14 protein-coding genes are annotated in these 14245 nt (G+C 60.0%); 2 read left to right on the top strand and 12 right to left on the bottom strand.

Annotated features, from left to right (window positions below; genetic code table 11):
- Positions 1-137 precede the first annotated feature (137 nt).
- From ACFWW2_RS13605 to gltX, 4 genes are all read right to left on the bottom strand, one after another.
- Entirely contained in the window at positions 138-632 is a 495-nt protein-coding gene (locus tag ACFWW2_RS13605; RefSeq protein ID WP_393928620.1) for a GNAT family N-acetyltransferase, read from the bottom strand.
- Complete coding sequence (locus ACFWW2_RS13600) at positions 629-1381, bottom strand: PDZ domain-containing protein (RefSeq protein WP_393928619.1); 753 nt, start codon at positions 1379-1381, stop codon at positions 629-631. The genes ACFWW2_RS13605 and ACFWW2_RS13600 overlap by 4 nt, the downstream gene beginning before the upstream one ends.
- A 65-nt stretch (positions 1382-1446) precedes the next feature.
- A complete protein-coding gene (locus tag ACFWW2_RS13595) occupies positions 1447-2742 on the bottom strand; it encodes a citrate synthase (RefSeq protein WP_393928618.1) in 1296 nt (431 codons plus the stop codon).
- 94 nt (positions 2743-2836) lie between these two features.
- Positions 2837-4231, bottom strand: a complete 1395-nt coding sequence (gene gltX, locus ACFWW2_RS13590; protein ID WP_393928617.1) for a glutamate--tRNA ligase — start codon at positions 4229-4231, stop codon at positions 2837-2839.
- A gap of 93 nt (positions 4232-4324) precedes the next feature.
- Here gltX and ACFWW2_RS13585 point away from each other — a divergent pair, with 93 nt between their 5' ends.
- Positions 4325-6439, top strand: a complete 2115-nt coding sequence (locus tag ACFWW2_RS13585; RefSeq protein ID WP_393928752.1) for a ComEC/Rec2 family competence protein — start codon at positions 4325-4327, stop codon at positions 6437-6439.
- Here ACFWW2_RS13585 and lexA read toward each other — a convergent pair.
- From lexA to ACFWW2_RS13545, 8 genes are all read right to left on the bottom strand, one after another.
- A complete protein-coding gene (gene lexA, locus ACFWW2_RS13580; protein WP_393928616.1) occupies positions 6433-7119 on the bottom strand; it encodes a transcriptional repressor LexA in 687 nt (228 codons plus the stop codon). The two genes, ACFWW2_RS13585 and lexA, sit on opposite strands and share 7 nt — an antisense overlap.
- A 122-nt stretch (positions 7120-7241) precedes the next feature.
- Positions 7242-8414: a gephyrin-like molybdotransferase Glp gene (gene glp / locus ACFWW2_RS13575; RefSeq protein WP_393928615.1), complete on the bottom strand. Its 1173-nt coding sequence runs from the start codon at positions 8412-8414 to the stop codon at positions 7242-7244.
- Entirely contained in the window at positions 8411-8887 is a 477-nt protein-coding gene (gene moaC / locus ACFWW2_RS13570) for a cyclic pyranopterin monophosphate synthase MoaC (RefSeq protein WP_393928614.1), read from the bottom strand. The genes glp and moaC overlap by 4 nt, the downstream gene beginning before the upstream one ends.
- Positions 8887-9693: an indole-3-glycerol phosphate synthase TrpC gene (gene trpC / locus ACFWW2_RS13565; RefSeq protein ID WP_393928613.1), complete on the bottom strand. Its 807-nt coding sequence runs from the start codon at positions 9691-9693 to the stop codon at positions 8887-8889. Before trpC ends, moaC begins: the two co-directional genes overlap by 1 nt.
- Positions 9690-10331 (bottom strand): uracil-DNA glycosylase, encoded by a 642-nt coding sequence (locus tag ACFWW2_RS13560; RefSeq protein ID WP_393928612.1) that lies wholly within the window; start codon positions 10329-10331, stop codon positions 9690-9692. Before ACFWW2_RS13560 ends, trpC begins: the two co-directional genes overlap by 4 nt.
- Positions 10324-10782: a DUF3592 domain-containing protein gene (locus ACFWW2_RS13555; RefSeq protein WP_393928611.1), complete on the bottom strand. Its 459-nt coding sequence runs from the start codon at positions 10780-10782 to the stop codon at positions 10324-10326. Before ACFWW2_RS13555 ends, ACFWW2_RS13560 begins: the two co-directional genes overlap by 8 nt.
- Before the next feature lie 6 nt (positions 10783-10788).
- Positions 10789-11805 (bottom strand): anthranilate phosphoribosyltransferase, encoded by a 1017-nt coding sequence (trpD, locus tag ACFWW2_RS13550; protein ID WP_393928610.1) that lies wholly within the window; start codon positions 11803-11805, stop codon positions 10789-10791.
- Complete coding sequence (locus tag ACFWW2_RS13545; RefSeq protein WP_393928609.1) at positions 11802-12383, bottom strand: anthranilate synthase component II; 582 nt, start codon at positions 12381-12383, stop codon at positions 11802-11804. The genes trpD and ACFWW2_RS13545 overlap by 4 nt, the downstream gene beginning before the upstream one ends.
- A gap of 143 nt (positions 12384-12526) precedes the next feature.
- On the opposite strand from ACFWW2_RS13545, the gene ACFWW2_RS13540 reads away from it, so the two are divergent.
- Positions 12527-14191 (top strand): divergent polysaccharide deacetylase family protein, encoded by a 1665-nt coding sequence (locus ACFWW2_RS13540; protein ID WP_393928608.1) that lies wholly within the window; start codon positions 12527-12529, stop codon positions 14189-14191.
- Positions 14192-14245: the final 54 nt, after the last annotated feature.

Genomic DNA, 14245 nt, shown 5'->3' with positions numbered 1-14245 from the left:
TCTGAGGTGATGGTCGCCCTTGTCGTCCGGCTGAAAAAGGTCAGCGGTCGGTATTGCCAATGTCAGGTTTAGCGTGGCCCGTGACGGGCCGGCGACGCCTTGGTGAACTGATGACCACGGGTTGCATAGCCGATGGATCAGGGCCGTGGCAAGGCAAAGTAGACGCTGTCGGACCAGACCCCGTTGATGCAGAAGGTGTTTTCGGCCCGATGGGTTTCCTGAAAGCCAAGACTGCGCAACAGGCCGCAGGACGCGGCATTGTTGGGGTCCGCGTCAGCGGTGAGTTGTGTATGGTCTGTGGCCTTCCAAAGGTAGGGGATGATTGCGCCCATCGCCTCGGTCAGGATGCCTTGCCGCCAGTGATCAGGATGCAGCATGAAGCCGATTTCATCTTCTTTGAAATTGCCTGCATTGCCAATGTAGCGGTCATTCAGGGTTATCTGGAAGTTGACCGGGGCGACGGCCCAATGCGCGATACGCCAGTCGAGCAGTTCCCGGGTGATGGAAGGGCTGTCATGCGGTGCCGTGGACCAGTAGCGCATCGCCCGCGGGTCGCTGTAGACCGAAAACATCGCATCAAGGTCCCGCGGTAGCGGGGCACGCAGGATCAGGCGGTCCGTTCTCAGCATCATGGGTTGTCGATCCGGTCCTGAACATAATCGCCGATCACGTCATCGAGCGCCGCTAGCAGCGCGGCGTCAGTCAGGTTGTCCCCGTCGACGCTGGCGGCGGTGATGCAGGTCGTACCCCAATGGGGCATGGCCAGCAGGATGCGACGACTGCCGCGCACCATATAGACGTCGTCGATTTCAAACCGTTCTCCAAGAAATTCGAGTGCCTGATGGGCTTCCTCGCAGCGGAAACTGCGGTTGGGGTTGAAGAGCAGCGGCAGCAACAGGGCCTGCTGTTGCGGGTCGGGTGTGCGGATGTTGCTGGCGCGGCAGTCTTGCCGGCGCAGGGCTTGCATCATGCCCATGGCGACAGGGTCGGCGCGGCCAACCGTCAGTGTGATGTCGGACCCGTTGAACAGGGAGAACGTCAGGGTATCGCCGATGGAAGCGGCATCAAACAGCGCCTCGCGGGCCGCCACATCGATGGTCGATACACCGTTGATCGCGGTAACTAGGTCACCCTCTTGCAGTCCGGCAGCGGCCGCAGGGCTCTGGTCGTAGATCTGGGACAGGACAATTCCTTGCGGCGTATCGCGGTGCTGGATCCCGATCCAACTCTGTTGTGAACTGATCTGTTCGAGCAGTGCGTTCCGGTCGAGCCACGATGGCACACCCAGATCAACGATATTGACTGGAATGGGGCAGGGGTCGCCCGCCTTGGAGATGGTGGGCGCGATGATGATAGCGATGGCTGCAACGATAGCTTTCATCAACATGGCTCCGGTTCGTTCTTTGCAGATAGCAAAAGGGCCGCCAGATGGCAGCCCTGTTCAAACTATCGCTTCTCAATGTCCACGTAGTCGCGGGCCATTTCGCCAAGATAGAGTTGGCGGGGTCGGCCGATTTTTAGCTGTGGATCGGCAAGCTGTTCTTTCCATTGAGAAATCCAGCCGACGGTGCGCGCGAGGGCGAAGATGGGCGTGAACATGGAGGTTGGGAAACCCATCGCCTCGAGGATGATGCCGGAATAGAAATCGACATTCGGGAACAGCTTTTTCTCGGCGAAATAGGGATCGGCGAGGGCCTGTTTTTCCAGTTCCTTTGCGACCTGCAGGATCGGGTTGTTTTCGACGCCCAAAAGGTCGAGCACCTCATCCGCGCTTTCCTTCATGACCGTCGCGCGGGGATCGAAGTTTTTATAGACCCGATGACCAAAGCCCATCAGGCGATAGCTGTCATTCTTGTCCTTGGCGCGCGCGATGAATTCGGGGATCCGGTCGGGTGTGCCAATTTCCTTGAGCATTTCAAGGCAGGCCTGGTTTGCGCCACCATGCGCTGGCCCCCACAGGCAGGCGATGCCAGCGGCGATACAGGCGAAGGGGTTGGCGCCGGACGACGATGCCAAGCGGACTGTCGAAGTGGATGCGTTCTGTTCATGGTCGGCATGCAGTGTGAAAATCCGGTCCATGGCGCGGCTGAGGATCGGGTTCACATTGTATTGTTCTGCCGGAACCGAAAAGCACATATGCAGGAAGTTGGCCGCATAATCGAGGTCATTGCGTGGATATACAAAGGGCTGGCCGACTGAATACTTATACGCCATCGCTGCGATTGTGGGCATCTTGGCGATCAGGCGGATCGATGCGACCTCGCGCTGGTGGGCGTCGTTGATATCGGTGGAATCGTGGTAGAAGGCCGACATCGCCCCGACCACGCCGACCATGGTCGCCATCGGGTGGGCGTCACGCCGGAAACCACGGAAGAAATTGTGCATCTGCTCGTGGATCATCGTGTGATTGGTCACGAGGCATTCGAATTCTTCCAACTGCTCTGCCGAAGGAAGTTCACCGTATAGCAGCAGGTAGCAGACTTCGAGGTAGTGCGATTTGCTGGCCAGCTGGTCGATGGGATAGCCGCGATGCAGCAATTCGCCCTTGTCGCCATCAATGAAGGTGATGGTGCTGTCGCAGGCGGCGGTGGAGGTAAAGCCGGGATCATAGGTGAAAACGTCTGCCTGGCCATAAAGCTTGCGGATATCGATCACGTCGGGGCCGCCGGTTGGGGAATGCATGGGCAGTTCATAGGTCTTGCCCTTGATCTTCAGTGTCGCGGTATCAGTGTTTTCTGCCATATCTCTTCCCTCGTAGGCGGCGCACAGCAATTGTGTCGCCGGCGCGTATTCACTCGTCGGTGGCCAGCTACCTACAATTCGTAACGAATTGGTTTCAGGCGCTGGCGTCCTGCAGCCGGGCGATGGTTTCGTCTTGCCCCAGGACCAACATCATGTCGAAAACGCTCGGGGATACCGCGCGTCCGGCCAAAGCCGCGCGCAGCGGTCCGGCGAGCTTGCCCAACTTCATGTCATGAGCTTCGGCAACAGACGCGACGACCCCTTCGAGAGCGTCACGGGTCCAGCTAGCATTTTGCAACTGCGGCGTCAATTCAGACAGTATACCACGGGATACATCGGTGAGTTGTGCCGCCGCCTTGTCGTCTGGCTGAATCGGTCTTGATTTCAGTATAAAATGTGCTTTTTCAAGCAGTTCCGGGAAGGTCTTGGCCCGTTCTTTGAGGCAGTACATCCCTTTCAGCATTCCGTCGGCTTGTGTTTCAGTCAGAGGATCGGCCCCGGTTGCCGCAAGGTAATTCTGTAACTCCTGCAGCAGTGCAGCATCGTCTGCTGCCGCAATGTGATGGCCGCACAAGTTTTCCAGTTTTTTGAAGTCGAACCGGGCGGGTGATTTGCCGATCCCATCTAGATCGAACCAGTCACGCGCCTGCGCGTCGGTGAAAAATTCGTCGTCCCCGTGGCTCCACCCTAGTCGCGTCAGGTAGTTGCGCATGCCGGCCGCAGGATAGCCCATGGCCTGATATTCCGCTGCACCGGTGGCCCCGTGCCGTTTCGACAGTTTCTTGCCATCCGGTCCGAAGATCAGAGGGATATGGGCCAGAACGGGTTTGGCCCAGCCCATGGCGTCATAGATCAGGTTTTGCCGGAAGGCATTGGCGAGGTGATCATCGCCCCGGATCACATGGGTCACGCCCATGTCATGATCATCGACCACCACCGCCAGCATATAGACCGGCGTGCCGTCGGAGCGGAGCAGCACCATGTCGTCAAGCTGGTCGTTGGTCCATGTCACATCGCCCTGTACTTCGTCATGAAGCGTTGTCTGTCCGTCGCGGGGTGCCTTGATCCGGATGACGAATGGTGCGTCGGGGTGATCGCTTTCGGGTATGTCCCGCCAAGGAGAGCGGAACAGGGTGGAGGTTTTTTCTGCCCGTGCCTTTTCGCGGAAAGCCTCGATTTCTTCCTGCGTGCTGAAACATTTATAGGCCTTGCCTTTGATGAGCAGGTCGTTTGCGACCTCGGCGTGCCGCGCGGCGTTGGCGGCCTGGCTGGATGGTTCGCCGTCCCAATCAAGGCCGAGCCATGTCAGACCATCGAGAATGGCCTGCTTGTTTTCCTCGGTTGACCGTGCCTTGTCCGTATCTTCGATCCGCAGCAGGAATTGACCGCCCCGACCGCGCGCGTAAAGCCAGTTGAAGAGCGCCGTGCGTGCGCCCCCGATATGCAAGGCACCGGTAGGGGACGGGGCGAAACGTGTGACGACGGACATGAGGGATTAACCTTTCGCTAACCAGATTTCCGGTAGGGTTCCGGCTTGAGGTCGGGGGATACTAAGCCAAGGGGCGAAGGACAAGTGCGTGCCGTGATCGAAGACGCGCTTTTGGCGCAGCGGGGCGCATTGATTGGCTGGGTGCCGGTTTGCCTGGCGCTGGGGATCGGGTGGTATTTTTCTGTCGGTGAGGAGCCGGGCGCCGTTTTCATGGCGGGGATTGGGATTTGTGCGGTCGTTCTGCTGGTGCTGTCGCGACTGGTCAATGTAGCTTATGCCCCAATCATGATTGGGCTGATGCTGGTGATCGCGGGTGCTGGCTTGGCCAAGTGGCGCACGATGAGTGTCGAGGCGCCGACCCTGGGTTTCCGGTATTATGGTCCGATTGAAGGGCGTGTGGTGAATATCGACCGTTCGGCCAGCGATGCGACGCGCCTGACGCTGGACCGTGTGGTTTTGGAGGATTTTGCGCCAGACCGCACGCCTGCCCGGGTACGCGTATCTGTGCATGGTACGCAGGTGATGACCACGTTTCGCCCCGGTGAGACGTTGATTATGACGGGCCATCTGTCGCCGCCCGCAGGTCCGGCGGAACCCGGCGGGTTTGATTTTCAGCGCCATGCTTGGTTTTTGGAGCTTGGTGCTGTTGGATATACCCGGACCGCTGTCTTGCGCTTGGCGGAGCCTGCGCGCGCTGGTTGGCGCATGCGTATATTCGCAATACGTATGGCATTGTCGCAAGCCGTGCAGGAGGCCATGCCGGGAGACACAGGAGCATTCGCCGCGGCGATCATGACAGGTGACCGGTCTGCGATGGATCAAGAGGCTTTGGCTGATTTGCGTGCAGCCAATCTGGCCCATCTATTGGCGATTTCAGGCCTGCATATGGGGTTGCTGACCGGGTTCATCTTTGCGGTTATTCGCTATGGGTTGGCTTTGGTGCCTTGGATTGCATTGCGGCTGCCGTTGAAGAAGATTGCGGCGGTTTGCGCGTTATGCGTCGGAGCATTCTATTTGGCATTGTCCGGGGGCAACGTCGCCACCGAAAGGGCCTTTATCATGGTGGCAGTGATGTTTGTGGCCGTCTTGCTGGACCGGCGCGCCCTGACCCTGCGTGCGGTGGCGATGGCGGCGATTATCGTGCTGATCTGGCAGCCGGAGGCGTTGACCGGGCCGGGGTTTCAGATGTCTTTTGCTGCGACGACTGCACTGGTTGCGGTATTCGGGTATTTGCGTCGGTTTGATATGTCACGCCTGCCGAAATGGTCGCGACCCATCTTGTCCGTGGTCATTTCATCCTTTGTGGCGGGGCTGGCGACGGCCCCGTTTGCCGCCGCGCATTTCAACCAGATTGCGCATTACGGGTTGATTGCGAACTTGCTGAGCGTGCCGTTGATGGGTGTTCTGGTGATGCCCGCAGCGGTTCTGGCGGTCTGCCTGGCCCCGTTTGGTCTGTGGCAGGTGGGGTTGTGGTTCATGGATCTTGGGCTGCGCTGGATCCTGTTTGTGGCGGATCATGTGGCCGGGCAACCAGGTGCGGTGGGGCATGTGGTGGCCCCGCATTGGTTCGTGCTGCCGCTGGTGGCGACAGGGTTGCTGGTGTTGATCCTATGGCAAGGCCGTGGCCGGTTTGCGGGGCTGGTCGCGGTTCTGATTTCCGGGGTGCTGTGGCAGCAATCCGGGCGGCCTGCGGTTCTGGTGGCTGATACGGGCGCGCTGTTGGGCGTGATCGGCCCCGACGGTCGCGCATTATCAAGCGAAAGTGGCAGCGGGTTTGTTGCCGGGATCTGGCTGGAAAACGATGGCGGGCCGGTGGAACAGGCGGTGGCTGCGGCGCGCAATGGTTTGCAACGTGATGGCCGGGTGGTGCGCGCGATGCTGGGCGATTGGGAGATTGTGCAAGTTTCTGGCAAAATGGCCTTGGCTGATCTGGACGGATGCGGTGGTGCGGATGTTCTGATCAGCAATCAGGTTGATCCGCTGTCGCGACCTTGCACGCAGTATGATCTGGACGATTTGCGCAAATCCGGTGCGTTGGCGTTTGATCTGACCGAGCACGGCGATTTGCAGGTGACAACGGCACATGGTGTTGCCGGCAATCGGCCCTGGAACCGTAGGCAGGGCCCGGCAGAGCCGTCGCGCGTTCTGACAAAAGACCAAAGGGCCGCCGAAGCGACCCTTGTGACCGAAATGACAAGCCGTCAGTAGGTGCGGATCAGACCGACAAGGCGGCCTTGCACCTTGACCTGATCGTCGCGGAAGACGCGGGTTTCGTAGGCGGGGTTTGCCGCCTCGAGTGCGATGGCGTTGCCGTTGCGGCGGAAGCGTTTCAGCGTCGCCTCTTGCCCTTCGACAAGGGCCACGACGATATCGCCGTTATCGGCCACGGTGGTTTCGCGGATTACCACGACATCGCCATCGTTGATCCCGGCATCGATCATCGAATCGCCTTTGACTTCAAGGGCGTAGTGATCGCCCTTGCCGACCATGGATTGCGGCACATGCACGTTGTGCGAGACTTGGCTGATCGCCTCGATCGGGACGCCGGCGGCGATACGGCCCATGACAGGCAGTTCGACCGAGCCAGTGTCGACGGGCATTGCGCGGGCCGGGGTACTGTCGGGCTTGTCACCATCGATTACACGGGGGGTAAAGCCCGTCTTGGCCTGCATGGCATCGGGCAGCTTGACGATTTCCAGCGCGCGGGCGCGGTGGGCCAGACGGCGGATGAACCCGCGTTCTTCCAATGCGGTAATCAGCCGGTGGATACCGGATTTCGAGCGCAGATCCAGCGCTTCTTTCATCTCGTCAAAGCTGGGCGGGACTCCATCGCGCTGAACGCGGGCGTGGATAAACTCCAGCAGGTCGAGTTGTTTCTTGGTTAACATATGCTCTTCCCCTCACAGGTTTTGCATATGTTCTACGCATGTTCCTGTTTTGTGTCAATTGTTTCGGGATGTTGTGAGGGCAGATGCCTCCGGCGGGAGTATTTGTGGAAGAAAGAAGCTGGTCAGAGCAGGATGATGTCGATCGGGTCGCCTTTGGCGCGGGCCGTATCGTTTATGGGGCGGATTGCAAGGCAGTTGGCCCCGGCCAGAACCGTCAGCAGGGAGCTGTCCTGTCGGTCGTGGATCGTGACGCCATCGGAGCCAAGTTGCGCGCGCATGTAGTGTTCGCGCGGGCCGTTGGCGCCGATATCCTTGGCAAGCGTCGCCATTTGCCGGGGTGCAGGTGTTTCGCCAAGTCCCAGCATTTTGTTGATGACAGGGGCGAGGAAGATATGCCCGCAGACCATCGCCGAGACTGGGTTGCCCGGCAGGCCGATCATGGTTGCGTTGCCCATGCGCCCGGCCATCAGCGGTTTGCCGGGGCGCATGGCAATCTTGTAGAAGGCGCGCTCCATTCCTTGTGCCTGAGCCACAGAGCCCACCAGGTCATGATCGCCCACCGAGGCCCCGCCTATGGTGACGATCAGGTTGGCATCTTTGGCGAGATCAAAGCTGAGTTCGAGCGATGAGACGGTGTCGCGTGCGATGGGCAGAAGCCGCGTGTATGCGCCGAGATTTTCCAGCAACGCGGCGATGCCATAGCTGTTGGAGGCGATGATTTGATCTGGGCCGGGATCTTCGCCCGGTTGGACAAGTTCATCGCCTGTGGCGATGATTGCGACTGTGGGGCGGCGGGTCACCGGGACGCGCGGGATGTTCATGGATGCCAGCAGAGCGACATCCGATGGGGTCAGGCGGCGAGGGGCGGTGATTGTGTCGCCGGTTTTGAAGTCAGCCCCGGCAGGACGAACATTTGATTTGCTTTCGAGGGTGTCGCCGATGGTGATCATGTCGCCAGCCCGCGTCACGTCTTCCTGAATGACGACCCAATCGGTGCCTTGGGGAAGCGGTGCGCCAGTGAAGATGCGGACCGCTTCGTCCTTGTCCACGGCCCCGATGAAACCATGGCCAGCGGCGGCTTCGCCTATGACCTTGAATGTGGCCCCGGTTTGGGCGTCCGCACCTCCCACCGCATAGCCATCCATGGCGGAGGCGGCAAAGGGCGGCTGATCGCGGCGCGCGGTGACATCCTGTGACAGCACGCGATTGTTGGCTTTGGCCAGCGGGACCGTCTCGGTGTCCAGGGGCGACACAAGCGCGAAGAGGTGGGCGAGGGCCTCTTCGACCGTGATCATGGGGCCTCGAACCGTCCGGATTTGCCGCCGTCCTTGAGTGTCAGGCGGATGCCGCTGATTTCCATGTCTTTTTGTACGGCCTTGACCATGTCGTAGACTGTGAGGGCTGCGGTGCTGACGGCTGTCAGCGCTTCCATTTCGACGCCGGTCTGGCCGTCGGTTTTGACGGTCGCGGTGATCCGGATACCGGGGAGGGTTTCGTCTGGCACCAGATCCAGCGCCACTTTGGTGATCGGCAGCGGGTGGCAGAGGGGGATCAGTTCGGCGGTTTTCTTGGCCCCCATGATACCTGCTATGCGCGCGATGCCGAGGACGTCGCCTTTGTCGGCGCGGCCTTCGGTGATCAACGCGAGCGTTGCGGCTGTCATTGTGATGTGTCCCTCGGCCACCGCGATGCGGGCGGTGACGGGTTTATCGGACACATCGACCATGTGCGCCTTGCCGTCGCTGTCGAAATGGCTGAGGCTGGACATCACATGCCCCCCGATGGTGGATTGGCAAGGAGGGTCCGCGTGGCCGCCTCAACATCGTCTTGTCGCATCAGGCTTTCGCCGATCAGAAAGCAGCGCGCCCCGTAGCGGGCCATATCGGCCAGTTCTTCCGGTGTGTTCAGCCCGCTTTCGCAGACGATCATTCGGTCGGTTGGAACCAGCTTGGACAGCGTCCGGGTGGTGTCGAGCGAGGTTTCGAATGTCTTGAGATTGCGGTTGTTGATGCCCATGAGCGGGGATTTCAGATGCGTGGCCCGTTCGAGTTCGTCGGCGTCATGCACTTCGATCAGCACGTCCATGTTCCATCCGATTGCGGCATCTTCGAGTTCCTGCGCCTGTGTGTCGCTGACCGAGGCCATGATGATCAGGATGCAGTCGGCGTGCAGCGCGCGGGCCTCTGCCACCTGATAGGTATCGTACATGAAATCCTTGCGCAGGGCGGGCAGGTCGCAGGCTGATCGTGCGGCGGTCAGGTAGCTGTCGTCGCCTTGAAAGCTGGGGGTGTCGGTCAGGACGGACAGGCAGGCGGCCCCACCTTCGGCATAGGCGCGGGCCAGCGCGGGCGGATCGAAATCAGCGCGGATCAGGCCCTTGGACGGGCTGGCCTTTTTGATTTCGGCGATCAGACCGTAGCCCTCGCGGGCGGCCTCGGCCAGTTTTTCGGTAAAACTGCGGGTGGGTGGGGCATCATTGGCCTGTGCCTCGACCTCTGACAGAGGCATGGCGGCCTTGCGGGTTGCGACCTCTTCCAGCTTGTAGGTTTTGATCTTTTCGAGGATGTCGCTCATGGGTCCGCCCAGTGGATTGGTTCCTGACCCCGATCAATAAGCCACTGGTTCACGGTTGAAAATGGGCGGGAGCCGAAAAAGCCGCGATGGCAGGAGAGTGGCGAGGGGTGTGCGGATTTGAGGATCAGATTGTCGCCTGCGATGTGCTTGGCGTAAGATTGCGCAGGGCCGCCCCAGAGGATGTAGGCGCGGGGGCGGTCATTCAGGTGGGTGATGACTTGCGTGACCAGTTTGGACCAGCCGAGTTTGGCGTGGGCTTTGGGTTGGCCGGGCGGAACGGTGAGGGCTGTGTTCAGCAGCAAGACGCCTTGGTCAGCCCAGTCATCGAGGCTGGTTTTGCTGCGGGTCTGGCCGACGTCGGTTTCGATTTCCTTGAATATGTTGCCGAGACTATCGAGCCGCCCGCCAAAATCGTCCGGAATCGAGAAGGCGAGCCCATCAGCCTTGCCCGGTGTATGGTATGGGTCCTGGCCGATAATCACGACCCGGGTCTTGTCGGGTGATGTACTTTCGAGGGCTGCGAAAGTCAGATCCGAGGGAGGCAGAAAGTCCGGACCCAACTGACCTGCGATCCGATCAAGATCGTCGGAGAAGAACGGCAAGCCTGCCCATGATTCCAGGTGTGAGAGATCAAACATCCGGCTCTTCGCGCCGGAAGAATCCCATACCGCCGCCGAGAAAAAAGATCGCAACGCCAATCGCGCCTATTATCAAACCCGCAATTAGCTGAGACTGCGCAGTCCCGGCGAGCTGACCAGGGAAAATTTCGTGCAGGTCAGGATCTTGAGGGCTGACTGTCACGCGAAAGTTGGAGCCACTATGGACAACACGATGCAAGGCGATGGGTACCGAGCGTTCGAAAGTGTGGTTTTGATCATTGAGTTGAAAAGTGTAGCGAATGCGGTGGCTTGTGTCCTTGCTTTCACCCGCGACGATCCATTTTTGCGATACTGTTCCCGTTGTCTCAACGCCCGTACGCTGCAGGATGGATGCATCATTGAGCTGGGATATGGCAGTGGCAGAAAGCCAGATACCTGTTGTTAGAACGATGCCTGCGATGATCAACGCACGAAGGGGCCGAATGTTCATACTCGTTTAACTTTCCTGGGTAACTCTCGCCAAGGTTTCGACGGCGGTTTTCGCCTTGCCGCTGTCGATGCTTTCCCGTGCCATTTCAACACCTTGCGGCAGGTTATCGGCCTTGCCTGCGACAACAAGCGCCGCTGCAGCATTGAGCAGGACTGCATCGCGATAGGCGTTTTGTGTCCCGGCGAGCAGCGCTCGTAAGGCATGTGCGTTTTCTTCGGGTGTGCCTCCGATGATGTCGCTGAAAGGATGAACGGGAAGGCCTGCATCTTCTGGGTTTACATCAAACTCTGTCACGCCGCCATCGGCAACTGCGGCCACCCAGCTCACCCCGGTGATTGTCAACTCGTCGGTGCCATCGGAACCGTGGACCAGCCAGGCCGCCTCTGACCTGAGTGTCAGCAAAGTGTCGGCCATGGGTCGGATCAGATCGCGGGTGAATGCCCCGGTGAGTTGGCGTTTTACACCTGCGGGATTTGTCAACGGTCCCAAGATGTTGAAGATCGTTCTTGTCCCAAGTTCGGCCCGCGTCGGCATGACATGTTTAATCGCCGGGTGATGCATTGGCGCCATCATGAAACCGATCCCCGCCTCGGCCAGACCACGTTCAACCACATCAGGCCCGACCATGACGTTGATCCCCAACTGGCCTTGCACGTCAGCCGTACCGGATTTGGATGACAGGTTTCTATTGCCGTGTTTGGCCACCGGCACACCCGCGCCAGCCACCACAAAGGCCGTTGCGGTCGAGATATTGAGCGTGTGTTTGCCGTCACCGCCTGTGCCGACGATATCCATTGCCCCGTCCGGTGCCCGCACAGGCAGGCATTTGGCGCGCATGACCGCGGCAGCGGCGGCATATTCATCAACCGTTTCGCCACGCGTGCGCAGGGCCATCAGAAAGCCGCCGATCTGGGATGGCGTCGCGTCGCCTTCGAACAGGATCTGAAAGGCCTGCTCGGCCTGCTGACGCGTCAACGGACCCTCAGCCGCGGCATTGATCAGTGGCTTCAGCGCGTCGCTCATGCAGGCACCTTTGCCAGTCTGAGGAAGTTGCCCAAAAGCTTATGCCCGTGTTCGGATGCAATGCTTTCGGGGTGGAACTGCACGCCGTGGATGGGTAATGCCTTGTGCTGTAGCCCCATGATGGTGCCGTCGTCCAGTTCGGCGGTGATTTCGAGGCTGTCGGGCAGAGTGGCGCGGTCCACGATCAGCGAATGGTAGCGTGTCGCGTCGAACGGGCTGGGCAGGTCGGCGAACAACCCGTGCCCGGTGTGTTTCATTGCGCCCATCTTACCATGAACGATCTCATGACATCTCACGACTTTGCCGCCGAACGCCTCACCAATGGCTTGATGCCCCAGACAGACGCCCATGAGCGGCATTCGCGTTTCTGCAGCAGCGTGAACGAGGGCCAGACAGATGCCGGCCTGTGATGGGTCGCACGGGCCCGGTGACAGCATAATGGCCGACGGTTTCATTGCCATCGCCTCTTGCACGTTCAGCGCATCGTTCCGGCGCACCACGACCTCTGCCCCAAGTTCACCGAGGTAGTGCACAAGGTTATATGTGAAGCTGTCGTAGTTATCGATCAGGAGCAGCATGGACAAATCCCGCGCAGGTGGAAATAGGGGCTACCGTCCACCACGCGGCTGACGATATAAGGCTGTCCATACATGGGCCGGGATGTACCGGAGCGTCAAGGTCGAACGATGCGTGAATGCGCAGGAATTAAAGGGTAGGCAGCATGCGTGGTACGGTGTCAGGTAGCCTTTGGGGTTTAGTGATCGGCGGTGTGTGCCTTGGTGTTGCGTCGCAAGTGGGCGAATTGCCCGAGCGTGAAGCTACACTGATCGCTGAAGCGGCGCCTGAATCAGCGGCGGAACCGGATGTTATCGATACCGCCTCAGCTGATGGTTTGCAGCCGGAAACAGACATGTCAGAGGTCCCGGAGGTCGCACCGCTACAGCAGGATGATGGTGCTGTGGACCTGCCCTTGGCCGAGACTGAGCCTCCTGCTGTTCCTGAGACTGTTGCTGCCGCACCAGAGGTTTCAGCCCCTGCTGAACCGGCCCCACCAGCGATTGCACCTGCTGCGGACGATCCGGTAGCGCCTGCCAGCCCGGCCGAGAGACAACCCGAACTGGTTGTTGAGGCAGTCCCCGAGATTGATCAGCAACCGGCAGCAGCCCCGGATGAGATCGCATCGATCGATGTCGATACCGAGACTGTCGTTGCACCGACCGTGGATGGCGGCCCTGTTGAACCTGATGCGCCTATAGCTGTTGACGAAACACTCCCCACATTGGTGGCGCCGACCGAAGAGGTAGTTGTTGCCCCCGCACCGGTGGAGGCCCCACCTGTGGTGGAGGCGGTTCCAGATGCCACGAATGACACGCCCCCGATCATTGCCGAAGTTGTGGAGCCGGATATCTCGGACAGACCGGTCGCCGAGGAGCAGTCCGAAGCGGTGTCGACCGAGGAAGATGTGGCAGCGGACATTGCCCGCGTGGATCCTGACCCGCAGCCCGCGCCAGAAATCGTTCCCGAGTCTGAGCCGGACGCCGCGCCGACAGCGGATGGCACTGCGGCGGTCGAGGAACCTGCCGCTGAACCAAGTCTGCCCGGCGGCGGAACCGCGGTGAGGGTAAACCGTCCCGGTGCGGAGCCGACCGCGCAGGCGGGACAAGAGGCCGAGATCGTCCCGGAGACGGAGATACCGGAAGGTGCACCCGCCTTGCTGCGATATGCGACAGCGTTCGAGAACCCGCAGGCTTTGCCGATGCTGTCATTGATGATGGTTGATGATCCATCCATTACTGCAGCTCCGGACAGTGTGGCAGCGCTTGGGTTTCCGGTGACAGTGATTCTGGATCCTTTGGCCGCTGACGCCGTTAGCCGGATGGCGGCCTATCGCGCCGCTGGCATCGAGGTCGGGATCAGTGCGTCACTGCCAGGTGGTGCGACGCCGTCTGATGTCGAGATTGCCTTTGAGGCTGCATTGGCCGCCGTGCCTGACGCTGTTGTTTTGTTTTCGGATGGTGAGGATGGTGTACAAGGCAATCGGTCAGTGACAGAGCAGGTTGTCGAGGTTCTGGCTGCTGATGGGCGTGGTCTGGTGACCATTCAACGTGGTCTTGGCAATGCCTTGCGGATCGCGGAGCAAGCCAATGTGCCTGCCGCCGCAGTGTTGCGTGATCTGGATGGCGATGGGCAAAGCCCGTCAGCGATCGGACGGGCGTTGGATCAGGCGGCGTTTCGCGCACGCCAGTCGGGTGATGCGGTACTGTTGGCGAAGGTCAGCGACGCAACACTTGGTGCGCTGGCTGCGTGGGGCGGGGAAATTGATAGTGATCAGTTTCTGATGGCACCTGTGACGGCCATTTTGAAAGATCAGATTACGACGGAGTAGAGATGGTCCATGGGAAGATGGGTTAAAACCCATCTTACGGTGTGGTGTCTGTCG

The organism is Yoonia sp. R2-816 (assembly GCF_046762905.1).
Lineage (GTDB): Bacteria > Pseudomonadota > Alphaproteobacteria > Rhodobacterales > Rhodobacteraceae > Yoonia.
This window is presented reverse-complemented; position numbering and strand designations above follow the sequence as displayed.